Raw genomic sequence first — 21,743 nt, 5'->3', positions numbered from 1 at the left:
AACGGGCTACCTTCAATAATTCTCTCGGGGACGGGTGGACAGTAAATAACAAATTCCACGGTGGATTCCACCGCGGTTTCACAGTGGTTTTTATCGAGTCACCTCGATCTCCACAGAGTTATCCACAGGTGTGGAAGAAATAGTTATTCACAGCTTAGTGCATGGCTGTGGATAACTTGTGATAGACCACTTTATAGCGTTGTACTGCGGAAATACTAAAACTCTCAAGTGGTTATTTAGAGTTATCCACAACGGTTTGCTAGCTGTGGAATTCGATTACTTAGTTCTACCGCCGCGAAGGCGGGTGTGTCTAACGGAAGATTTATACTTAAAATGCAAGCGGCTATGGACCATCGCGACGCGCTGGATTAGCCGCAGGATGAGCGCCAAAACTGGCCTTCTAGCTGCAGGAAAAAACACTTATGTAATTTCGGGTGTACCCGAGTGTCGATTTGTTTCCAGCGGTTTAAATCACGTAATCTGGCATGGTCTATTGCAACAGAGAGTTGCGCGTGAACAGGACAGCGTCACTTCGCATTGGCAGGGCTTACCAGAGCTCGCCGAGCGTTTAGATAACAGTGACGCGTCAGGTTCATGGAATCCATTCATCAGTGGATGTGCTGCCGTTTTGCGGCGGCAGTATGTCCACGTACAACTTCAAGGAGAATTGACGTGGCAAAGGGTAAGCGCACGTTCCAGCCGAACAACCGTCGCCGTGCACGTAAGCACGGTTTCCGTACTCGCATGAGCACCCGCTCCGGTCGTGCAATTGTGGCCGCTCGCCGCAAGAAGGGCCGCGCAAAGCTGTCCGCATAAGTCATGCTGCCAGCCCACCACAAGCTCACATCGCCGCCGCAATTTCGGCGGACGATGAAGGGCAGTCGCCGGCAGGGCACTCGCACCGTCGTCGTGCATGCGCGCGACACCATGAGTGCGAATTCCACTGGCACCATGGGCAATCCGGCCGAGATCGCGGCCACCGGGCCGCGATTCGGCCTCATTGTTTCTAAAGCCGTCGGGAATGCAGTGGTACGCCACCGCACCTCCCGGCGGCTTCGCCATGTGTGCATGACGCTCATCCCCAAGCTCCCAGCGGGCGTGGATGTTGTGATTCGTGCGCTACCTGCAAGCGCGACCGCCACCAGTGAGCAATTAGAAAAAGATATTACTAAGGCGCTGCGCAAGCAATGGGATATTTAAATACCCGTGGGGAAGAAATTCCTGCAGCCTCCGGACTGGCCGCACCGTTGGTTAAAGCGGTTCGTTTCTACCAAAAACATGTCTCGGGCCTTAAGATGGTATCAACCTGTCGGTTCGAACCGACATGCAGTGCTTATGCTTTAGAGGCGTTGTCCAGACATGGCGCGTTTAAAGGTACGGCGATGGCAATGGCTAGGGTGTGCAAATGTGGGCCCTGGCATCCGGGCGGATTCGATCCAGTCCCGGTACCGGTCACCAACAACAACTGAGGATTAAACACTCGTGCTTAATTTCATTTACTGGCCAATTTCGGCCGTTTTATGGTTCTGGCACTGGCTGCTATCCCTCGTAATGGATCCCGCATGGGGCATTACGTGGATTTTGGCCATCGTGCTGCTGACCTGGACGCTGAAGGCGCTCATGGTCAAGCCCACCGTGAGCCAGATTCGATCTTCACGCAAGATGCAGGAAATCCAGCCCAAGGTGCAGGAAATCCGCGCGAAGTACGGCAACGATCAGGCTCGAGCCGCGCAGGAAATGCAGAAGGTTTATAAGGAATCTGGCGTTCGCCCGATGGCCGGCTGCCTTCCGGTCTTGGTGCAGATTCCAATGTTCATTGGTCTTTTCCACGTGCTGCGCTCGTTCGACCGCACGGTTGCTGTAGCCGGCGGCATTGGACACCCCAGCGGCGAACCGATGTCCATTGAGGCCAACGCCAATACCGCGAACTACATCTTTAAACCGGAGCTCGTCCAGCAGTTCTTGGATGCCAAGATCTTTGGCGTTCCGCTGGTTACTAACCTCCGCCTGAACTCGCCCCTGGTGGAAGGCGTTACCACTACCACCCAGGCGGCGTTCATCATTGTGCCGATGATTGCCGTCATTGTGGTGCTGATGCACTTTAACGCGCGCATGAGCCTGAACCGCCAAGAAAAGCGCCGCGCCCAGGGCAAGACTTCCGCCCCGCAGGGTCAGAATGCGGAAATGATGCAGCAGCAGATGGCCATGATGTCCAAGATGATGCTGTGGGTCATGCCCGCAATGCTGATCTTTTCCGGCTTCATCTGGCCCATCGGTTTGCTGTTCTACATGCTGTCCAACACCGTGTGGACCTTCTTCCAGACCCGCATCATCTACGGCAAGATGGACCGCGAAGAAGAAGAGGAAGAGGCCGCTAAGATTGAGGCCAAGCGCACTACCGCTCCAAAGCCTGGCGCTCGCAAGAAAGACAACCGCACGAAGAAACAGCGGAAGAACGACAACTAAACAGCTACTGAGGAGATTCTCATAGTGTCCGAGATGGACCCGTCTGCAGTATTTGGCTCTCGCCTGCCGCTCGCGCAGGAATACCACGATTCGCTCGCTACAGACGGGTCCACTCGTGGTTTTATCGGCCCGCGCGAGGTACCGCGCCTATGGGAGCGCCACATCTTAAACTGCGCAGTTATTGAACAAGTCATTCCGGAAGGCGCCACGGTTATCGATGTCGGCTCTGGTGCCGGATTGCCCGGCATCCCGCTGGCCATCGCTCGCCCAGACCTGCACATCACGCTCATTGAGCCGCTTTTGAAGCGCTATAACTACCTCAATGAGGTGACCGAAAAGCTGGGATTAGATAACGTCACCGTGCTGCGCGGGCGCGCCGAAGAAGGCCCCATTAAAAAGGCAGTGGCCGGCGCGGACGTCGTGACCTCCCGTGCGGTAGCTCCCCTGGGAAAACTGGCAAAGTGGTCTCTTCCCTTGGTGCGCAAAGGCGGGGAAATGATCGCGCTGAAAGGTTCTTCAGTACACGAAGAGCTGGAGCGCGATGCCGCGGATATTAAGAAGGCCGGCGGCGGAAAGGCCGAGGTCACGACCGTTCACGGAACCACGATTATCCGTGTCCCGCGCGTGAACTAAAGTAGACGGCATGACTAATCCGCGCCTTATCACCATTGCTAACCAGAAGGGCGGCGTAGGTAAAACCACCTCCGCCGCCAACTTGGCCGCAGCCCTTGCTACTGAAGGCAAGAAGGTATTGGTCATTGACCTTGACCCCCAGGGAAACGCATCGACCGCCATGGGCGCGGAACATAGCTCAGGAACCGATTCCAGCTATGAATTGCTCTTGGGCGATTGCACTGCGGAAAAGGCCATGCAGGCTTCCCCGCATAATTCCAACCTTTTTTGCATCCCCGCGACTATCGATCTTGCCGGCGCGGAAATTGAGATGGTATCTCTCGTGCGCCGCGAGTTTCGGCTTTACGATGCCCTCCATAACGGGTTCCTAGAAGAACACGGCTTTGAATACGTCTTTATTGATTGCCCGCCTTCTTTGGGTTTGTTGACGATCAATGCCATGACGTGCGCGGAGGAAGTCATCATTCCTATCCAGTGTGAGTACTACGCACTGGAGGGCGTGGGCCAGTTATTGGGCAATATTACGATGATTCGTGAGCACCTCAATGAAGATCTGCATATCTCTGCGGTGCTCCTTACCATGTATGATGCACGTACACGTTTGGCCGAAGATGTGGCCGATAACGTCCGCGAGCAATTTGGCGCCGTTGTCATGGGCAACGTCATCCCGCGTTCAGTGCGCGTCTCAGAGGCGCCTGGTTACGGGACCACGGTGATTGATTACGCCCCTTCGTCCACCGGCGCACGGGCGTACCTCGCCGCGGCTCGCGAGCTCAACAGGCGCGGTGATTATCGCCCGCATCCCACCACGGGAGCGATTGGCGTGAGCCCCGAAATTTATGCGGAATTGGAAGGATAGGATTTCATGGCAGAACAAAAGCAAGGTGGCCTAGGCAAAGGCCTAGCCGCTCTCATCCCGTCCGGCCCCGACGCACCCACCCGCAAACCACGGCTGGGTGATTCCGCCGCAGATATTATCCTGGGAAATTCCACGGGAAGTAGTGAGCGCAAGGCGCGCGGCGAGAAGCGCGTAAAGGGCGCTCCCACCATCCAACAGGGCTCTGGGTCCAAGTCCTCCAAGAAGCGGCAAGCTACGCCGGCAGCAATCGGTGCGACTTACCGCGAGATTTCCGTGGGGGAAATCGTCCCCAACCCCAAGCAGCCGCGCACCGTTTTTGACGAAGATGAGCTCAGCGAGCTGGTTCACTCCATCCGCGAGTTCGGCCTCCTGCAGCCGGTCGTGGTCCGCCCCTCCGAGGAGGGCGGATTCGAGCTCATCATGGGTGAGCGTCGTTGGCGCGCCTCCTCCAAGGCTGGCTTGGCCACCATCCCTGCCATCGTGCGCGACACCAAAGATGACAACCTGCTGCGCGATGCCCTGCTGGAAAACATCCACCGCGTCCAACTCAACCCTTTGGAAGAGGCACACGCTTATCAGCAGCTCTTGGAAGAGTTCGGAGTAACCCAGAACGAATTAGCGGACCGCATTGGCCGCTCGCGCCCGCAGGTGACCAATATGCTCCGCCTGCTGCGGTTGCCGGTGGACGTGCAGAAGCGAGTCGCCGCAGGCACCCTCTCGGCCGGTCACGCCCGCGCTATCTTGGGCCTTGACGATAAGGAAGCGATGGACTACATCGCGGACCGGGTTATTTCAGAGGGCCTGTCCGTGCGCGCTACCGAGGAAGCCGTGACGCTTTATAAGCGCGACGGGAAACCCGCGGAGAATAAGAAGAAGTCCCAGGTACCACAGCCGCAATTTTTCACCGACTCGGCCGAGCGCCTCTCAGATCGTTTCGATACTAAGGTCACCGTGACCATGGGTAAGCGCAAGGGCAAGATGGTCGTAGAATTCGGCGACCAGGAGGATTTCGAGCGCATCATGGCGCTGATGGAGCGGGATAAATAACCTGCTCCTGTGGCAGGTTCCCCAGGTGCCTGCCGAATTCCCAAAGTTAGTGCCCTCCTCTTTAGAGCGAGGGCACTATTTTTTAGAAAAGATGAAGTGGCCCTTGGCTTGTTCTTCCTCGTGTTCGGCGCCAAGCGGAATGCCCTTGCGCTCGCGCAGGAGCAGGGCTGCAATAAATCCGACGATGCTTGCGGAGACAAGATAGATGGATACCGCAAAGGTCGTGCCCGTTGCTTCTACCAACGCGGCCGCGATCATCGGGGCGAAGGCACCGCCGAGAACGGAACCGATGGCATAGGTAATCGATACGCCCGAAGCGCGAATGGATGCTGGGAAAAGCTCGGTGTACATGGCAGATTGTGCACCGTAGGTTAAGCCGAGCCCGACCGTCAGGAAGATGAGTGCGGCATAAAGCAATCCTAGGGACGCCGTATTTACCAGCGGGAAAAGGGCCGCTGCGCCGATTGCTTGAATGACAAATCCGATGAGATACGTCGCGCGGCGCCCGATATAATCCGATAACCAGCCGGCGAAAAGGGTAAAGATAAGCCACGTGAAGGCGGATAGGGTGACGGCATTGAGGACATCGCCACGCGCGAGCGAGACCGGGCCCTCGGGGTTGGTGGCGTAATTTTGGATATAGCCACCGGTGGTCATATAGCCCACGGTGCCATTGCCGGCAAAGACTAGGGCTGCGATGAGGACAAGCGGGAAGTACCGCTTGAAAAGGATCCCAATGGGGTTTGCCGCCTCGCGTTTCTTATTATCTGAGATCTCCTGAAAGACCGGTGATTCATCCACGCCGATGCGGATGGCGTAACCGATGATGACGAGGACAAAGGAAAGCAAGAACGGCACGCGCCAACCCCATTCAAGGAAGGCATCCCCTGGCGCGATCATATTCATGATGGACAGCACGCCAGAGGACATCAGCAGGCCGATGGGGACTCCGATCTGTGGTCCAGCACCGAAGAGGCCGCGCTTATCGTTGGGAGCATGCTCAACTGCAAGTAGTACCGCTGACCCCCACTCTCCCCCGGCAGAGATGCCCTGAACGATGCGGAGGAAAATCAACAGGATCGGAGCCCATACTCCCGCCGTATCGTAGGTAGGCAGAAGGCCGATTAGCGTGGTGGCCCCACCCATGGCAAAAAGGGTGACCATGAGGACAAGGCGGCGACCAAGGCGGTCACCAAAATGTCCGGCCAGGAAAGCGCCAAGGGGGCGAAAAAGGAAGGATAGGCCCACGGAGGCGAAGGAAATGATGCTGGCTACCCCACCTTCTAAGGGGCCGAACATCACTTGGTTAAATACCAAGCCGGCGACGGCAGCATAGAGAAAGTAGTCGTACCATTCAATCGCAGTTCCGATTGTGGTGGCAGCTACTACGCGGCGCGTTTCTTTTCTAGAAATAGGGGCGGAGGTTGAGCTGCCCATTATAGGAATCCATTCAATTGGTAGATATCAATAGCTTGGACTGATACTAATCGAATGAATTCTATTGGTACAAGATAACGCAGTTAATCGTGCGCGGCGGCCAGTGATTAAGCCCGCTCGGTGCGCTCCAGCCTGTGCAGGTTAAGCCTGCTCCGCTTGGAGAAGCTCGGAGAATTTGTAGGTACCGGTAATGGCGGTGTCTTGCTCCATGAGGTACATGCGCTTGACGGCGATAACGATTGCTTCTGCAATATCGTCACGGCGCTTCGGGTTGGTAAGGATTTTGACGTCCTCAGGATTAGTGAGGTAACCCAAAAATATCTGAACAACCGGCATCTGCGTCAGGCGCAAAAGATCCCAGGTGCGGCCGTGGTTAGAACAGTCCTGCAGATCGGTGCGCGCCACGATTTCACGCTGGATGAAGCCGGAAAGGGTTTCACCAATGAGTGAGGAGTTTCCGGATTCGGAACCAAAGTAGAACGTGGCTACGCCGTGGGCCTTCTCGTTGGGATAAGAATCGCACGCCAAAGAGATGACCATATCGGCATCGAAGGCATTGGCCAGCTCGGCACGGGATTGCACGTCCGCATCATCGGTGCGGGGGCGCGAAATAATTGTTTCCATGCCGGCGGCGATCATGCGGCCTTCGATGCGTTGGGTGAGATCCCAAAGGATTTCTTGCTCAGAAATATCACCAAAACGGCCCTTGACCGTGAAGCCGGAGTCCCGGCCACTTAGTGCAGGGTCAATGACCACGCGCTTGCCCGCCAACTTTGGACCCGCATTGCGCACGCGCTCGCGCTCCAAAATATTGTGCGCGGAACCGCCGGTGATGCGGCGGCCGAGCAAGCTGAGCGCGCGAATAGTCGCGGGGCCACACACGCCGTCTTCCTGCAGCCCGCAATTGTGCTGGTATTCGGTTAAAGCGGCGTGGGTATTGCGGCCAAAATGACCATCGACGCGATCTTGATAGAAACCGAGCTCTTGCAGTTGTTGCTGCAATTGCGAAATGTCATCGCCCACCAATGGATTGGTGGGTTCATAGCTCAATACGCGGCTGCCCAGGGTATAAGAGGCTTGGCGCAATTCGCGCAGGGTGAGATCGTCGATCTCTCCCGTTGGGAGGATGCCGCGCGATTGCTGGAATGCCTTGAGCACTTCAGCGAGATCGGCGTCAAAGGTCTTATCAGTCTCGGAGTACTTCTGCTTTTTCCACGCAGACAGTTCGCCCGTGAAATCTGATAAGAGGCCAAGGCGAGCCAAGGTGGCGCGAGCTTCAGCTACGCGCACACTTGAATCACCAACCCGAAGAACGCGATTCACGCCTTTCACCCCTTCCACGGCCTAGGACTTTAGGCCGCATGGCAGATTTCCTACTTGGTAACTTTAGTAACAAGAGTAACAGTTATAACTGCTTTTTCACTTGCGCCACGATGTCATTTTTAGAACGCAGACCGACGAACTCGTCGACCTTCTCGCCATTGTTGAAAATCAATACATTTGGGATGGACATGATTTGGAACATGGCACCAAGGTTTCGTTCTTCATCGACGTTGACCTGGGCGATGGTGACTTCACCGTCGAGCTCATCTGCGACCTCTTCCAAGATCGGAGACAGCTTCTTGCATGGCCCGCACCATTCCGCCCAGAAGTCCACGACGACGGGTTTATCCGCCTCGATGACATCAGAACGGAATGATTCAGTGGTTACCTTTTTGACGTTGCTCATACTGGATCTAACGGTTTGCAGCCAAGAATTGTTCCGCATCCATGGCAGCGCGGCAGCCAGAACCTGCAGCGGTGATGGCCTGTTGATAATGATCATCTACCAAGTCACCGCAAGCGAAAACGCCTGGCAGAGTGGTCTTAGTAGAGGGCTGGTCAACCTCAACGTAACCATTATCATTGAGCTTCACCTGGCCGTTGAGGAAGGACGAACGCGGATCGTGGCCAATGGCAACGAACATGGCGGTTACGTCCAAGGTGGAGGTTTCCCCAGTCTCAACGTCCTTGAGCTCTAGGCCGCCGACCTTGCCGTCATCCTCAAGGACGCGCTCGACAACCTTATTGGTCTCCCATTTAATCTGCTCGTTGTCCTGGGCGCGGTCCAACATGATCTTGGAGGCGCGGAAGTTTTCGGAGCGGTTGACAATGGTGACTGACTCCGCGAACTTGGTCAGGAAGGTAGCTTCCTCCATAGCGGAATCGCCGCCGCCGATGACGGCGATGTTGTGGCCCTTGAAGAAGAAGCCATCGCACGTAGCGCAGGTAGAAACACCGCGGCCGGAGAGCTCTTCCTCACCGGGAATGCCAAGGTGGCGCGGTGCGGCGCCGGTGGCGAGGATTACCGTGCGGGCTTCAAAAACCTCATCGCCCACGTGGAGCTTTTTAATATCGCCCTCCAATTCAACGGAGTCGACGACTTCCATGCGCAGATCCGCACCAAAGCGGATTGACTGTGCCCGCATTTCTTCCATGAGCTCTGGGCCCATGATGCCCTTTTGGAAGCCCGGGTAGTTCTCTACCTCGGTGGTGTTCATTAATTCGCCACCGTATTCAAATCCCTCGAATACAATGGGGCTGAGTTCAGCACGAGCGGCATAAAGCGCGGCGGTATAACCGGCAGGTCCGGAACCTACGATGGCAACATCGTGGACGGTCATTGCTAACTCCCTAAAATCACAGTGTCATTTTGCGTAACGTCAAGAGTCTACCCGCCAGATTGCGAAACGTTCATATTGCAAAGGCTAGCGGCTGCGAAATTGATGCAAGAATGATGCGATATCGAGATGTAGTTAACCGATGGCTTCGCGCAGTACCTCCCGCGCGCGTGCCCGGCGAGATTTAACGGTGCCGGGTTTTACGCCTTGGGCGGTGGCGACTTCGTTGACGCGGAACCCGGCGACATCGGTAAGCATGAGTGCTTCGCGCTGGTCTTGCCTTAAAAGCTCCATGGCCTCGCGGACGACGAGCTGTTCCGCCAGGTTTTCGGATGGATTGTGTGCCAGCAGTGGATTGCGATCATCAGCAAAATCATCGCTATCGAGCGAGGCGTTTTCCCTATTAGCGCGGTGATTTAAATAGTCGTAGCCGGTGTTTTTAACCAGGCGGTGCAGCCACGTGCTTAAGGCAGATTCCCGCCGGTAGCTATGGAGATTGCAGCTAGCGCGCAGGAAGGCTTCTTGTACGACATCCTGCGCATCGTATTCATTCCTTGTATAACGCCGCGCCACAGTGGTCAGCCGCTTGCGGTGGCGCTCCACGATGGCGGAAAAGGCCTTATAATCCCCCTCGATAAAAGCATCAACTAATTCTTCGTCGCTGTGGTCAGGACTTAATGGCATCTGTAGATTCCCCCCGGATCAACAAGTGTTAAAGCAATTGTGACCCGGGGAGAACTCCGGCGCGAGCCGGCGGCGGTACAGTCTATTGACCGCCTACTGTTGGGCGCGCACGCGCAGGGTGCGGCGCAGGTGGTCGCGGCACTCCAGAAGCACGCGACGCAACGCACCCGGCAGATCCTTGTGCAGGAGATCCGTGGTGGCGGACTCCGCCATGGAAGTTTCCGGATAGAGTCCGCGGATCAGCCGGTTGGCTATCTCAATCGGGTGGTTATCCCAGATGTCTTCGACGTGGCGGAAGAACTCTTCGGCGAATTCTTCTTGCAGCTTTGCCGAGCGTGGGGCGTTGAAGCCGGCCAGCAGGGCATCGACCTCCGCATTGGAATATTCCCCTGGCGTCAGCGCGCTATCGAAGGCGGCCCGCTTGGTCTCCGGCGTGGGGAAGGCGTGGCTAGCGCCCAAGAATTCGGCGGCGCCGGTCAGAGTATTATCCCGCTGCTTTTCTGCCTCTAACTCATCCAGTGCGACGGCGTCGCGGGCGGCAAGGACGCGCAGGATGGACCAGCGGATCTGCGGATCGAGGCGCAGGCCCTCTACCGTGCCAGCGAGCAGGTCACGCAGGCGCTCGGTACCGGAGGCCTCCGGCGTTGCGGCCAGCGCGGCAATGGCGGTGCGGGCCAAAATGAGCTGCGCATCGGAGCCCGGATCCGCGGCGGCGAGCTGTTCCCACAGCGCATCGGCGAATTTGGCGCGCACCTGCTCGCGGCGATCTTCGGCCACGTAGTGCTGGATGGCAAAGTGGGCATTGCCGTAAGCGGTGGTCAGCAGCGTCGCATTGGTTTCTGCGGGCGCGTGCTTGGCGACGACCCCCACGTACTCCTCCGCAGTCCACTCCCCGTCCCTGGTGAGGTTCCACAACGAGGTCCAGATGACCGCGCGGCTAAGGCCATCCTGGACCTCGGAGAGGTGATCGCTAATGGTGGTAAGCGAAGCATCGTCGAAACGGACCTTGGCGTAGGTGTGGTCGGCATCGTTAAGCAGCAGCAATGCCGGGGCTTTCTCCCCCGCCGCCTCATCCACGATGGTGCGGTGGCCGCCGGCGGGAAGGTCGATGTCGAACTCGCGGTACTTGTTCAGGTGGGCATCAAAAAGCGCCACGCTCAGGCGGTGCGGGCGGGTCGTATCCTCGGCCTCGGCGCTCACCGCGAGCTCGGTGATCTTCTCACCCTCCGTGTGCATCTCCGGGGTGAGGGTATCCGGACCCCAGGTACGCAGCCATGCCTTTGACCAGGAATCGAGGTCGCGGTCAGTGTGCTTTTTCAGGGCCGTGAGCAGGTCATCGAAGGTGGCCGCGGCAAACGCATGCTCCTGGAAGTAATCCCGCGCCCCCGCATAAAAGTTATCGCGGCCCACGTAGTGCACGAGCTGCTTGAGCACCGCCGCGCCCTTGGCATAGGTAATGCCATCGAAGTTCTGGCGCGCGGCATCGACGTCTGGGATTTCGGCCTTGATGGGGTGTGTGGTGGGAAGCTGATCCTGCAGGTAAGCCCAGTTTTTGCGCTGGCCGGCGAAGTTGACCCAGGCCTCTTCGTAGGCGGTGGCGTGCACGGAGGCATCGGCGCCCATGAACTCGGCAAAGGACTCCTTGAGCCAGAGATCGTCCCACCACTGCGGGGTGACAAGATCGCCGAACCACATGTGGGACATCTCGTGCAGAATGGTATTTGCGCGAGCGGCCTTCTGGCTGCGGGTGGCTTTAGAGCGGAAGATATAGCTTTCCGTAAAGGTCACCAGGCCCGGGTTCTCCATGGCGCCGAGGTTATATTCCGGCACGAAGATGGAATCGTACTTGCCCCAAGGGTAGGCAAAGCCGAAGTTCTCGTGGAAATAGTCCATGCCCTGCGCGGTAAGTTCCAGAATCTCCTCGTCCAAGTATTCAAACATGGAGGCGCGGGCAAAGGCGCGCAGCTGCGCGGAGTGATCGCCATCCGGCGAGGTCCAGATGCGTTCCTGATACTTATATGGCCCAGCGGCAAAAGAGGTGAGGTATGTAGAAAGCGGCGGGGTGGGTGCGAAGCGAACCGTAGCATTGTCCCCGTGCTCCTCGCGCCCGATCTCGGGCTGATTGGAGAGGATCTGCCAGTCCTTCGGCGCGGTCATGGTGACATGGAACGGTGCCTTGAGATCCGGCTGCTCAAAGCAGGGGAAGATGCGGCGGGCATCGGAAGGCTCGAGGTGCGAGTACAGATAGGTCGCGTCATCGGCCTGGTCGTGCATGCGGTGCAAACCCTGGCCCGTACGCGAGTAGCGCGAGGCGCCAGTGACCTCAATGGTTAGCTCCTCCCCCACCGGTAGCCCGTGGAGGTGGATAATGCTGCCATCAAAGTCGACGTCCTGCGCCTGACCGTTAACCGTTACCTGCTCTACCGATTCTCCCAGGTAGTCCAGGAAAAGCTCGGGCTCGGTGGTGGTGAGCTCGATGCGGCTCGTCGCGCCGAACGTCGGGCTTTCCTTCACCTGAGATAAATCCAGGTGCAGGTGGTATGCCCGCAGGTCTACTGCTGCAGCGCGCTCCTGGAGCAGCTCGTGTTGGGTTTTATCGCGTTGTGTCATCATAGTTAGAAACTATAGTTACCGCAGAAGCTGGGCTCAGGAAGATGTGCTCCTGAATCTGCGACGAGCATTTCAACCGGCGACAATCCACCGAGAATTACTGCCTCTTTGTGGGCCCGATGGATCGATCGTGGCTTGTCCCATTTTTTTCAAATGGCGCAGGATATCAGTTATCATCTTTCTGTCGACACCTAGTTCCTCGGCCGTCTCCCGTGCGGAGAGTACTTCGCCTGCTTCAAGCTGTGCCAAAATCCAATCTTGCACTGAGGCCGATGAAATTGCTCCTTGTTTATTCAATCCCATGAGTTTCCTCGCGTCACCAGACAGGATCCATTCCCCGGCGTTCCGAAGCCTTTCCAGGTATCCAATAGACGAATACCACTGGAGAATATCTTGGGCTTCTTGCTCGGTGACCTGCATTAGAGCGGCTGTGGATCGGTTGAGCAAAATCTTGTGATCCATGAGTTGGCGTGCGATAAGTAACCCATTGATACTTTCGAACGCCTTGTCCGGGTAATGGTCGTTTAATTTAGCTAACGCATAGACAAAGTCCTTGTCTACCTCACCAGAAGATAGGCTTACTTCGACAAAATTCTCCGCTGTATGCAAAGCCGGGGTATGGCGTCCACTAGCTAACATCGCTGCCCACATGCGGTCGAAACCCCGTGAAGATTCCTCTGCAAGGTCCAGCATTCTTAAGGCAGCCATGAGTCGCGGATTGCGGGGAATCGATTGAGTAGTTAAGATTCGCTTTTCTGTGACTCCCACTGGCAACGGTCCTGGTGACCACACAGTAAGCGCTGTCGGTGATTGGTCAATGACTACTGCACTACTAGCATCCCAATCCCTGTGTGCGAGAGCGTTAGAAATGACCTCGTCCACTGCGGTCTCAGGAAAGGCTGGGATAGAAATCTCTTGCCCATTTGGGAAGGTCACGCGTGCAACTTCTGTTCGTGCTGCGGTTGCTACGAGCTCTTTTAGCCTCAGGTAGGCGGTGATCAAAGGTGCAGATATTTCCGTGGCCTGGGGATCTCCTCCAGGTACCTCACGGGCCAAGTGTCTGATGGTAGTTCGACTGTTGGCTGGAGTAATGAACAGGATTTCTGCGGCGTAGGTTAACTGACCATCGCGGGTGAGAAGACCGAGCTCGGAAAGTAGTTCATTGGTCGTGTGGGGTACTCGATCTAAGGAACCTGAAGCCGATCGTGCTTTTTTGAGGAGCCGGCGCGCTTGATCGATGGCTGTAGCATCCAAATCTTCGAAAGAATATCGGGACTCAGCTGCAGAAAAGTCCGGATTTGCGCGCTGAAAGGCGATGGAGCGCCGCTCTTCTTCAGAAAGTGGCACGCACGAGGTGCCTCTGCGAATGCTGGCCTGCCCTTTCGGGCGTTGGTAAAGTGTCAACCCCTTGGGAATTCGCAGACAAATAAGCCGCTGACCGCAATAGTTAAGTTCAGTTCCTTCTACTCTGATTCCAGGTTGAGTACCATTAAATATTTTCTGCTCAATCCATTCGATGCTGCGTGAGGTTCCGGTAAAAGCTGCGGCACCTGCCCTTTTATCTGAAACGCCCAAGACGATATGGCAAACCCCGTCGTTCGCGTTGGAAAAGCATATGGTTTCATCAATGAGGAATTCAGTAAGTGAAGCATCTGGGTTTCGATTCTGTGGATGTGTTGCGGGATCTTCTTTGAAGTCCAAAACCTGACTCTCTTGGCTATCGGCGGTAGCACCTTCCTCGATAGCTTTGAGAGCTGCGTAAACGGCCTGCAATTCTGCCTCAGACATAAATGAATGCTAGCACAAGTTGTTTCAAACAACTTGTGCACAACTCCTCGAAGCTTAATTATTCGATTACAACAGATGTGCTGGTCAGAAGAGTAGCAAGTTGTTTGAAGTTGTTTACCTTAAAATCGCGCGGCGATTCCAGGGTCGTAAACGAGGGACCTAGGAATTTCTTTAAAAACCCAGCCTAACTTCGATATTTTGGGCAAACTGCTACTTCCGGCGGGGGTGCTAACTCGCGAATACTTGGGGGCTTCGCGGAACCCAGAAGTTGTTTGAAATAACTATACACAACTCTCAACTAATATAATTCGGTCGCTTCTTCATACCTGCAGCTCAAGGTATAAATTCAAGTTGTTTGAAGTTGTTGTGGAGTTGTTTTGTGCTGGCCGAGTAATTGCCCAGACAAGGCACCAAACCTGAAAGATTTGCCTGGGGAATACGACTAAAGCCCGCGGCCGAGTGGGTACGCGGCGCGGGCTTTAGTTGTTGGTAACCAGGGGCAGTGAGAGCCCAAGGTTTTCAAAGAAGTGCGATTACTGCTTGATGGCAGAAACCTCGAGCTCGATCTTGATGTCTTCAGAAACGAGGACGCCGCCGGTCTTGAGCGGAGCGTTGAAGTCGATGCCGAAGTCTTTGCGGTTGATCTTGGTCTGTGCCTCGAAGCCCAGGCGGAAGTTGCCGAACGGGTCCTCAGCGGTAGCGACCTCTTCAACCTTGAGGTCGACGGACTTGGTGGTGCCCTTGATGGTGAGGTCACCGGTGACGGTGCCGTTGCCGTCTTCGTCAACGTTGACGTTGGTGGTGGTGAAGGAAAGCTCTGGGTACTGCTCCACGTTGAAGAAGTCTTCGTTCTTTACGTGGCCATCGCGGTCCTCGTTACCGGTGGAGATGGAGTCAGCCTTGATGGTGGCCTCTGCGGTGGAGTCGGCGATGTTCTCGGCGACGTTGATGGTGCCTTCGAATTCACCGAAGTTGCCGCGCACCTTGGTGACCATGGCGTGCTTGGTAACGAAGCCGATGACGGTGTGCTCTTTGTCGATGGTGTAGGTACCTGCTGCGAGGGACATAATTGATTCTCCTAACGTTGTTGTTGATGTAGCACCAACCACGATACCTGACTGGGCAATTTAGTCAAGCCTTGAAGTAAAATTTCTTTTTCCAACTCGTTGACCTCGGTCTTAAGGATGGCCTACAAGCTGGACCTCCCCCAGTGTAACCTCTTTTGACTTAGGCAGTTCTGTGATGACTATGAGCGCGGCATCGAATTGCTGCGGCGTTTCTTTCAGCTCCAAGTCTTCGTTTGCGTGCTTGAACTTGCCCTCCGCCAATTTGGGAAGAGAGCTCAGCTGTGGGTGCTCCGGATCGAAATCGTCTTTGTTGACGCCATAGATTTCATAGTGCGCGCCATTGGACCTGGTGTGGGTCACGGTCATGACGGAAAGATGGGCCGGGTTATCCAGGGTGAGTAAGGCGCCTGAACCGGTTTCCTTCGTGGACCAGGTGGTGATCGTCTTGCCATCGGTAAGCTGCTCATTATCCTCGCCGTCTGGCACCGTGATAGCGGACGATTCCTTGAGGTGCACCGGCGGGGTATCCGGGATCACCGTGGAGCCCTGCACGGTTTCGGTAACGGAACCGGTCTTTTCCACATCGCTGAGCAGGGACATGATCCACGTCGTGAGCGCTGCCATGCCCACGACAAAGATGGTGGCGAAAATGCCGATGACCACGACGCCGGAGCCCGAGTAACCGCGGCCGCCAAAGCCGGGTTCTTGCTTCGGATCCTCTTCCTGCGAGGGTTCATCTTCAACGACCACGGGGAGGGCCTCCGTCTTTTCTTCCTGTTCTTCTGGGGCGAATTCGCGCAGGCGCTTGGCGATGCCCGCCGAGGTCAACCCCTCTGCTTCCTGCAGCTCTTCCAGCTTTTCTTCGCGGGTCTCTGCATCCGCGGCATCAAAGGCCAGTCGTGCTGCTTCGAGGCGTTCTGCGGCCTCATCGGCGGTGAGGTTGGCGTCATCGGAAATATCGCGCAGCTTCTTTGGCGATGGTTCGGTGGATTCAACCAGCATGCTCAGCGCGGAGCTGAGGGCCTCGCGGTCGCTTTCCGCAGACGTCCCATCCAGCACAGCGGGGAAGGCAACCTTGACGATGCCGGAGGTGGATACGCGGAAGCGGTCGCGGTGCTCGACGCCGAGGATCAGGCCGGCGTCGTGGGCCGTGGCGGCATCGGCAAACAGCGGCGCTGTAGCGCGGGCGACGGAATTGGGGTCGAGGTTATCTGCCTCTGCCACCTGCTTGAGGGAGGTACCCTCAAACCAATCCGCCACCACCAGGCAGCCGGTGCGGTAGGACAAAATCTCGATATTATCCGCCATGGTCTCCAGGTTGAGCTCGGCCAAACGCCGCGTATTGCGGGAGATTTCGGCGGAGCGGCGGGCAGAGACCGTAGGCGTCGATGGCGCGATGGGCGCCTGGGTATTGGTATCGACGAACGTCAGCGCCACGAGGCGGCCGGTGGATTGCTCGCGGGCCTGCCAGAACCGAGCGCCGGATACAGCGCCGTGATCCTGCAAGAGGCGGAAGCGACCGTCCGAGACAGGGGCGCCGGGGACCAAGCGCGGGCCGCGGACGATACCGGCGGACATTGGTGGCGGCACCAAGGTGGCATTGAAGGAATCCTGCGTATAGACCGGCTGGATTTCCTGCAGGTCTGGTTCCTCGACCTCGATGGCCTTGGAACTGTCCACCGTGATGAACCGGGACATTCCCGGGATGCGCTGGAGGGCGCGTGCCAGGTTCTGCACCTCGGGCAGGGAGGACTTGGACAGGACGATCCCGGTGATAATCACAAAGACGATGCCCAGCACGACGACCTTGACCAGCGAGACGATCGAAGGCAGTTGCTCCGGCAAGACCAACTGCGCGATCCAGTACAGCGCCCACGAGGCAACCAGACCCACCGCGCCGGCGCCGGCGGACCAGAGGACCGTCTGGGTTACGGCCTTGCCGCCCAGGCTGCCCAGCTTGCGCTTGAGCAGGAAGCCGCCGATGACCGCACCGGAGACAAAACCGAAGCCGTTGGCGGTACCGAGGAGGATGACCACTCGGTCCGGGTTGCTCGTCATCAGCGGCGCCAGCAAGGTCAGCACAACCTTGGTCAGCGTGATGCCGGCAATGATGAAGGTGGGCGTCCACGCCTCTTCCCTGGCGTAGAAAACGCGCAGGTGCAGCAGCACCAGCGCATAGGGGATCAAAGTAAAGGCGGAAAAACTGATGGTGAGGCCGAGCTGCTCCGCGCTATCTGCGCCATAGGCGCCGTATTGGAACAGCGCGCGGGCGATGGGCACGCCGAAGCCTGTCATGAAAATGACGATGGGGATTAGCGCGATGAAGGTCAGCTTGGTACCCAAGGTGAGGTCGCGTACCACGGCATCGACATCGCCATCGGCGGCATTGCGCGAAAGCCGCGGCATGATGGCGGTCAACAAGGTCACGCCGATAACGCCATAGGGCACCTGCAGCATCAGCCACGCGTTCTGGTACACCAGCGGCGCACCGGCATCGGCATACGCCGCCACGCGGGAGGTGACCACGTAACCCAGCTGGGAGATGGCCACATAGGTAATAATGGCCAGCGCCATGCCGCCGAATTGCTTGATGCGGGCATCGAGGCCCCACTTCGGGCGCAGGTTGATGCCGGCCTTCTTCAGGTACGGCACAAGGATCAAGCACTGCACGATCACTGCAGTGGTGGTGCCCAGACCCAGCAGCATGATGTGTGGATCCGCCACCGGCGTAGGCTCGTGTGGGTCGAGGCGACCTGGCAAAAATCGATACGCCAGGAGGACGCTGATGGAAATGATGTTATTGACCACCGGCGCCCAGGCGCCAGGGCCGAAGATATTCTTGGTATTTAAGACCGCCTGGAAGAGGGCAAAAAGGCCGTAGAACAGGATCTGCGGCAAGAGCAAGAAGGCCAATGATGTTGCCTGCACGGCATTGGCCTTGGAATCTTCAGGCAGCATCATCCTCGTTAATAATGGCGCGAAGATAACGGAGAGGATGGTGACGATGCCCAGGATCGAAAACGCCAGGGTAAAAAGTCTTCGGACGAAGGTTTCGCCGCGGTCCGAGTCTTCCTTCTCCGCGCGCACCAAGACCGGAACCACCAGTGAGGTCAGCACCGCGCCCAGCACGATTTCGGTGACCAGGTTGGGAATCTGGTTGGCGCTACTGAAGGCCGTACCCACCGTGGCACCCAGGGTGGCGCCGATCAGCATCTGCCGCAGGAAGCCGGTGATGCGTGAGAGCAGCGTGGCAATGGCCATCGTCCCCGTCGCGCGGATCACGTCCTGATTAGAGGCCTCGATCTCCGCATTGCGGCCAGTCAGCGCGGATTTATCTTCCTCAGGGGGAACAGTAGTGTTCTGCACTGAGGGCTTGGGCCGCTTTTCCGGTACCGGTGCGGGTGGAGAGGCGCGCACGATGCGGCTGCGCGCGCCGGCGGTAACCGGGACACGGTTCTCTTCCGCATTTGGGGCGGTATCCGTGGGGTCTACCGCGCCCGCAGGTGCCTTCTCCGCGTGGTGGGCCTGACGGCCATCTTTTTCGGTCATAGAGGATACAACTTCAACTTTTACTTTTCAGCCTTGTGATTTTTGCGTCGGTGACGGCCAAGCCGAAAGAGCGTAGCCAAAACCAGCGCGAGAGCGCCGGCTATGCCGGCAGCGTATAAGGTTACGATACCGGCACGTGTCTGCACGGAGATAGTGATGGGCTGCGAAATGGTCTGATCTTTAGGTGTGGCCAGCCACAGCCCAATATCTGTGCGATCCGCGTCCTTCGGCATATCAGCGGTCATGGATACAGTAATAGAGCCCTTAGCGGGAATACGGACGCTTTTGGGCGTGTTGAGCCGCGCGCCATCGGGGGCATCGTATTGCAGCTTTGCCTCCACCGGCAATGGCAGGCCATTTTCGGCCACGATGAGCAGCGGCGATGACTCAGATACGCGGGTATAAACATTGCCCGGCGGGATGAGGGAAACGGAATCGCGCAAATCCCGCAGCGTATTAGAGTGCATCTCCATAGTGCGGGAAAAGGACTGGCGCGCTGCCGCGTGGGTGGCCAAGCTATCGCGATTATTAAGCGATAAGGAATTGAGGAGATCGCGGCGCAGCGGCAGCACGAATTCAGAGCGCGTCATGGTGATATCAGGGTCATCGACCACGATATTCATCAGCTCATCGGTATAGCGCGCCTGTTGCTCAACGCGGGCCAATTCGGGTTCCGAAAAGACCGCCGGATCGATAAAGGGGCTGCCGGTGGGAGCGTTCGGATCGCCCTGCTGCAATTCCACCGCGCTGATCCCGCGGGGACGGGAGTGGCCGGAGTCGAGCAAGTCTTCCGCGGCGGCGAGTGCATGTTCGGCCGCGCTTGGGTCTAAGTAGTTGGGAAGCTTGGCCACGGTATCTTCCCCGCCCGCGAGGCTGAGGGCCGCCTCGCCCGTGATGGCGCGAGACAGAGCAGAATCTTTGGCGTAGTCATAGCGCAGCTCCGGGTTGGAATAGCCCACCGTCTGCGGCTTGGAGCCGGTTTGGGATAGCAGGGCGCCAAGGGAGGAATCGAAAGTCGCGGCCTCGCCGGACCAGTTCGAGTTATCCGCAACCAGGGATGGAACCGGCAATTTTTGGTCAATATAGCCGGAACCTACCGCCAAGATATTGCTGGCCGGGGCCTTGCCCAGGACGCGTTCGATGGTTTGGTTGCCGCGCTGCAAACCCTCAAAGACAAGGGCGGGATTATTAGCCCTTGCTACCGCAGAGGCATTCGCATTGGCCCAGGGCATGGCGATGAAGCAATCCAACTCGCGCAGGCGCTCCAGCCACCGCTCGGCATCATTTTTCGCATCGCCTGGCTCCCCCTTGTCATCGTCACTGCCCCGCGACCAGGAATCGCGCAGGCGCTTGGGGCGATCGCCTTGGGCGGGGCGGGTGGAATTGACCGTATAGCCTTGCGACATGCGGTTGACGGTATCGAGCAGCGCGGGGTCGATGGCCACACAGCCGGCCCCCTGCAGGTCATGATCCTCGTAGGTAGAAACCAACTTATCGAGGCGGCCGCCTTCGTGCAGCTCGTGCCCTAACTCATCGGAGGACAAGATGAGCTCTTCTCCCCCGAGCCCGCCGGGGACGATGTTTAAGTTCGCGCTGATGGGATAGACCACCGTGAGATCGTGCGATTGGGGTTCTTCGGCTTCGTCGTGTTCTTCTTCTGGTGCCGCTTCTTCCGCTGCCGCGGTATGTCCGGCATCTGTCGGCCCGTCTCCAGAGAACTGGGCCACAAAGCGTTCCTCTGCCAAGCTGACCGCATCGCCCTCGAGAGTGCCGGTCAGGGTAAATAACAGCGGATAGGCGCCGGGTTCATTGATTGCCAAGGTACGCTCGGCATCTAAGCCACTGGGCACGGTGAAGCTTATCTCCCGGGTTTCCCCTGGCTGCAGCGGTGCTGTCGTCATACCCGAGCCATAATAAGGAAAATCGCCGGTGGCCATTTCCGTACGCGCTTCTGCCGCATCGGCCACGCTATCGCCGCGGCGGCTAGTTACCTGCAGATCTTCCAAGGGCTGATCGGTGGGGTTATGCACGCGGAAGCGAAGCTGCAGGTCAGTGCCTACGGTAAAGGGCTGGGCATCGATAAGATCCAGATCGGCGCGCTCCGGCCCGCGCGCGCCCAACCAGGCTTGGATATCCTTCTGCTCGTCCGGGACAGAGTCCATTTGGGCCGCCGCGCTTGGTAAGAACAATCCCCAACCGGCAAGTACCGCGCAACCGCCAGCCGCGGCGAGTGATCTGAGGCGCTTGTGCATTAGCGTGGGGTCGCTTTCCCTGCGTCGGCTTCCTTTCGTGCGAGATCCGGGAGGAGATCGTGCGCGATGCGCGCGAGCTTACGTTCGTCCGCGTACGCCAAGTGCTCGATGAGTTCAGAAACGGGAACCCAGGACACCTCGGTAACCTCTGGATCCTCATCGTTCATGATGCCGTCCACAAAGCGCAGCAGATGGTGGTGCACCGTCTTGTGAATGCGGACGCCATCAGAAACGAACCAATAATCGATCACGCCGAGGTCAGCGAAAACCTCGCCAGAAATACCGGTTTCTTCCCATACCTCGCGCTCTGCGGTGACCTCCTTGGCCTCGTCATTTTCCAAGTGCCCCTTGGGCATGGACCACAATAAACGCCCGCGGCGGTCTAAGCGCCCAATCAGCGCTACGTAGACGCGGGACAGGTCCGCCTTACCGTTGCCGTCGACGCACTCGGCCAGCCCGGAGATTACGAGCCCGCCCGCAGATGTCTCATCGCGGGTCTCCATGACGGTGGAGGTGCCGTGATTATTGCCGCCGCGTTGCTGCCTGCGCTGCTGGGTGTTGCGGCGCGTGCGGTTATCCGGCCGCCGCCGGCGCCGGCGCCGGTTACGGCTACGGCCGCCTCCTTTGGAGGGGCCTTGCGCGGAGCCTTGTTCTTGGTTAGTCATCCCTGCCAATCGTAGTAGACTCTCAC

The 21,743-nt window shown here is 57.6% G+C and carries 18 protein-coding genes; 7 read left to right on the top strand and 11 right to left on the bottom strand.

Features of this window, described 5'->3' with window-relative positions:
- Window positions 1–672: 672 nt before the first annotated feature.
- From rpmH to ACLI1T_RS11315, 7 genes are read left to right on the top strand one after another with little or no spacing between them, the layout of a single operon-like run.
- The gene (rpmH, locus tag ACLI1T_RS11345; RefSeq protein ID WP_005275994.1) at window positions 673–816 is read left to right on the top strand and encodes a 50S ribosomal protein L34; all 144 of its coding nucleotides are present in this window, start codon (window positions 673–675) and stop codon (window positions 814–816) included.
- Window positions 817–819: 3 nt separating this feature from the next.
- Window positions 820–1,200, top strand: coding sequence for a ribonuclease P protein component (gene rnpA, locus ACLI1T_RS11340; RefSeq protein ID WP_349852949.1), 381 nt, complete (start codon window positions 820–822; stop codon window positions 1,198–1,200).
- Window positions 1,188–1,469, top strand: a complete 282-nt coding sequence (gene yidD, locus ACLI1T_RS11335) for a membrane protein insertion efficiency factor YidD (protein ID WP_239269565.1) — start codon at window positions 1,188–1,190, stop codon at window positions 1,467–1,469. Before rnpA ends, yidD begins: the two co-directional genes overlap by 13 nt.
- A 13-nt stretch (window positions 1,470–1,482) precedes the next feature.
- Window positions 1,483–2,466, top strand: coding sequence for a membrane protein insertase YidC (gene yidC / locus ACLI1T_RS11330; RefSeq protein WP_023024601.1), 984 nt, complete (start codon window positions 1,483–1,485; stop codon window positions 2,464–2,466).
- Window positions 2,467–2,499: 33 nt separating this feature from the next.
- Window positions 2,500–3,099 carry a 16S rRNA (guanine(527)-N(7))-methyltransferase RsmG gene (rsmG, locus tag ACLI1T_RS11325; protein WP_034659477.1) on the top strand — a complete coding sequence of 200 codons (600 nt, stop codon included), beginning with the start codon at window positions 2,500–2,502 and terminating at the stop codon, window positions 3,097–3,099.
- Between the two features lie 10 nt (window positions 3,100–3,109).
- On the top strand, window positions 3,110–3,958 hold the full coding sequence (locus ACLI1T_RS11320; RefSeq protein WP_349852948.1) for a ParA family protein: 849 nt from the start codon (window positions 3,110–3,112) through the stop codon (window positions 3,956–3,958).
- Between the two features lie 6 nt (window positions 3,959–3,964).
- Window positions 3,965–5,005 (top strand): ParB/RepB/Spo0J family partition protein, encoded by a 1,041-nt coding sequence (locus ACLI1T_RS11315; protein ID WP_284622764.1) that lies wholly within the window; start codon window positions 3,965–3,967, stop codon window positions 5,003–5,005.
- 75 nt (window positions 5,006–5,080) lie between these two features.
- Here the strand turns inward: ACLI1T_RS11315 and ACLI1T_RS11310 are convergent, their stop codons facing one another.
- The 11 genes from ACLI1T_RS11310 to ACLI1T_RS11260 all read right to left on the bottom strand — a co-directional run bounded on the left by ACLI1T_RS11310 (window position 5,081) and on the right by ACLI1T_RS11260 (window position 21,717).
- A complete protein-coding gene (locus ACLI1T_RS11310) occupies window positions 5,081–6,442 on the bottom strand; it encodes an MFS transporter (protein WP_411702705.1) in 1,362 nt (453 codons plus the stop codon).
- Between the two features lie 141 nt (window positions 6,443–6,583).
- The gene (locus ACLI1T_RS11305; RefSeq protein ID WP_034659476.1) at window positions 6,584–7,765 is read right to left on the bottom strand and encodes an N-acetylmuramoyl-L-alanine amidase; all 1,182 of its coding nucleotides are present in this window, start codon (window positions 7,763–7,765) and stop codon (window positions 6,584–6,586) included.
- Between the two features lie 82 nt (window positions 7,766–7,847).
- Window positions 7,848–8,171: a thioredoxin gene (gene trxA / locus ACLI1T_RS11300; RefSeq protein WP_411702704.1), complete on the bottom strand. Its 324-nt coding sequence runs from the start codon at window positions 8,169–8,171 to the stop codon at window positions 7,848–7,850.
- 7 nt (window positions 8,172–8,178) lie between these two features.
- Complete coding sequence (trxB, locus tag ACLI1T_RS11295; protein WP_411702703.1) at window positions 8,179–9,105, bottom strand: thioredoxin-disulfide reductase; 927 nt, start codon at window positions 9,103–9,105, stop codon at window positions 8,179–8,181.
- A 132-nt stretch (window positions 9,106–9,237) separates the two neighbouring features.
- Window positions 9,238–9,786 carry an RNA polymerase sigma factor gene (locus ACLI1T_RS11290; RefSeq protein WP_411702702.1) on the bottom strand — a complete coding sequence of 183 codons (549 nt, stop codon included), beginning with the start codon at window positions 9,784–9,786 and terminating at the stop codon, window positions 9,238–9,240.
- A 93-nt stretch (window positions 9,787–9,879) separates the two neighbouring features.
- Window positions 9,880–12,399 (bottom strand): aminopeptidase N, encoded by a 2,520-nt coding sequence (pepN, locus tag ACLI1T_RS11285; protein ID WP_411702701.1) that lies wholly within the window; start codon window positions 12,397–12,399, stop codon window positions 9,880–9,882.
- 69 nt (window positions 12,400–12,468) lie between these two features.
- Window positions 12,469–14,184, bottom strand: coding sequence for an ATP-binding protein (locus tag ACLI1T_RS11280; RefSeq protein WP_349852943.1), 1,716 nt, complete (start codon window positions 14,182–14,184; stop codon window positions 12,469–12,471).
- Between the two features lie 533 nt (window positions 14,185–14,717).
- Window positions 14,718–15,251: a YceI family protein gene (locus ACLI1T_RS11275; RefSeq protein ID WP_349886877.1), complete on the bottom strand. Its 534-nt coding sequence runs from the start codon at window positions 15,249–15,251 to the stop codon at window positions 14,718–14,720.
- Window positions 15,252–15,362: 111 nt separating this feature from the next.
- Window positions 15,363–18,800, bottom strand: a complete 3,438-nt coding sequence (murJ, locus tag ACLI1T_RS11270; protein WP_349852942.1) for a murein biosynthesis integral membrane protein MurJ — start codon at window positions 18,798–18,800, stop codon at window positions 15,363–15,365.
- A 20-nt stretch (window positions 18,801–18,820) separates the two neighbouring features.
- Window positions 18,821–20,962: a hypothetical protein gene (locus tag ACLI1T_RS11265; RefSeq protein ID WP_232208531.1), complete on the bottom strand. Its 2,142-nt coding sequence runs from the start codon at window positions 20,960–20,962 to the stop codon at window positions 18,821–18,823.
- 89 nt (window positions 20,963–21,051) lie between these two features.
- The gene (locus ACLI1T_RS11260) at window positions 21,052–21,717 is read right to left on the bottom strand and encodes an NUDIX hydrolase (protein ID WP_411702700.1); all 666 of its coding nucleotides are present in this window, start codon (window positions 21,715–21,717) and stop codon (window positions 21,052–21,054) included.
- Between the last annotated feature and the right edge of the window lie 26 nt (window positions 21,718–21,743).

Source organism: Corynebacterium tuingiense (assembly GCF_046718165.1).
Taxonomy (GTDB): Bacteria; Actinomycetota; Actinomycetes; order Mycobacteriales; family Mycobacteriaceae; genus Corynebacterium.
This window is presented reverse-complemented; position numbering and strand designations above follow the sequence as displayed.

What these genes read in the sequence shown, in the direction of transcription:
- pepN (WP_411702701.1), bottom strand. Translation starts at nt 12,399, where the DNA reads ATGATGACACAACGCGATAAAACCCAACACGAGCTGCTCCAGGAGCGC.
- yidD (WP_239269565.1), top strand. Translation starts at nt 1,188, where the DNA reads ATGGGATATTTAAATACCCGTGGGGAAGAAATTCCTGCAGCCTCCGGA.
- ACLI1T_RS11260 (WP_411702700.1), bottom strand. Translation starts at nt 21,717, where the DNA reads ATGACTAACCAAGAACAAGGCTCCGCGCAAGGCCCCTCCAAAGGAGGC.
- murJ (WP_349852942.1), bottom strand. Translation starts at nt 18,800, where the DNA reads ATGACCGAAAAAGATGGCCGTCAGGCCCACCACGCGGAGAAGGCACCT.
- ACLI1T_RS11265 (WP_232208531.1), bottom strand. Translation starts at nt 20,962, where the DNA reads ATGGACTCTGTCCCGGACGAGCAGAAGGATATCCAAGCCTGGTTGGGC.
- ACLI1T_RS11315 (WP_284622764.1), top strand. Translation starts at nt 3,965, where the DNA reads ATGGCAGAACAAAAGCAAGGTGGCCTAGGCAAAGGCCTAGCCGCTCTC.
- ACLI1T_RS11320 (WP_349852948.1), top strand. Translation starts at nt 3,110, where the DNA reads ATGACTAATCCGCGCCTTATCACCATTGCTAACCAGAAGGGCGGCGTA.
- ACLI1T_RS11290 (WP_411702702.1), bottom strand. Translation starts at nt 9,786, where the DNA reads ATGCCATTAAGTCCTGACCACAGCGACGAAGAATTAGTTGATGCTTTT.
- ACLI1T_RS11280 (WP_349852943.1), bottom strand. Translation starts at nt 14,184, where the DNA reads ATGTCTGAGGCAGAATTGCAGGCCGTTTACGCAGCTCTCAAAGCTATC.
- trxA (WP_411702704.1), bottom strand. Translation starts at nt 8,171, where the DNA reads ATGAGCAACGTCAAAAAGGTAACCACTGAATCATTCCGTTCTGATGTC.
- ACLI1T_RS11310 (WP_411702705.1), bottom strand. Translation starts at nt 6,442, where the DNA reads ATGGGCAGCTCAACCTCCGCCCCTATTTCTAGAAAAGAAACGCGCCGC.
- rnpA (WP_349852949.1), top strand. Translation starts at nt 820, where the DNA reads ATGCTGCCAGCCCACCACAAGCTCACATCGCCGCCGCAATTTCGGCGG.
- ACLI1T_RS11275 (WP_349886877.1), bottom strand. Translation starts at nt 15,251, where the DNA reads ATGTCCCTCGCAGCAGGTACCTACACCATCGACAAAGAGCACACCGTC.
- trxB (WP_411702703.1), bottom strand. Translation starts at nt 9,105, where the DNA reads ATGACCGTCCACGATGTTGCCATCGTAGGTTCCGGACCTGCCGGTTAT.
- rsmG (WP_034659477.1), top strand. Translation starts at nt 2,500, where the DNA reads ATGGACCCGTCTGCAGTATTTGGCTCTCGCCTGCCGCTCGCGCAGGAA.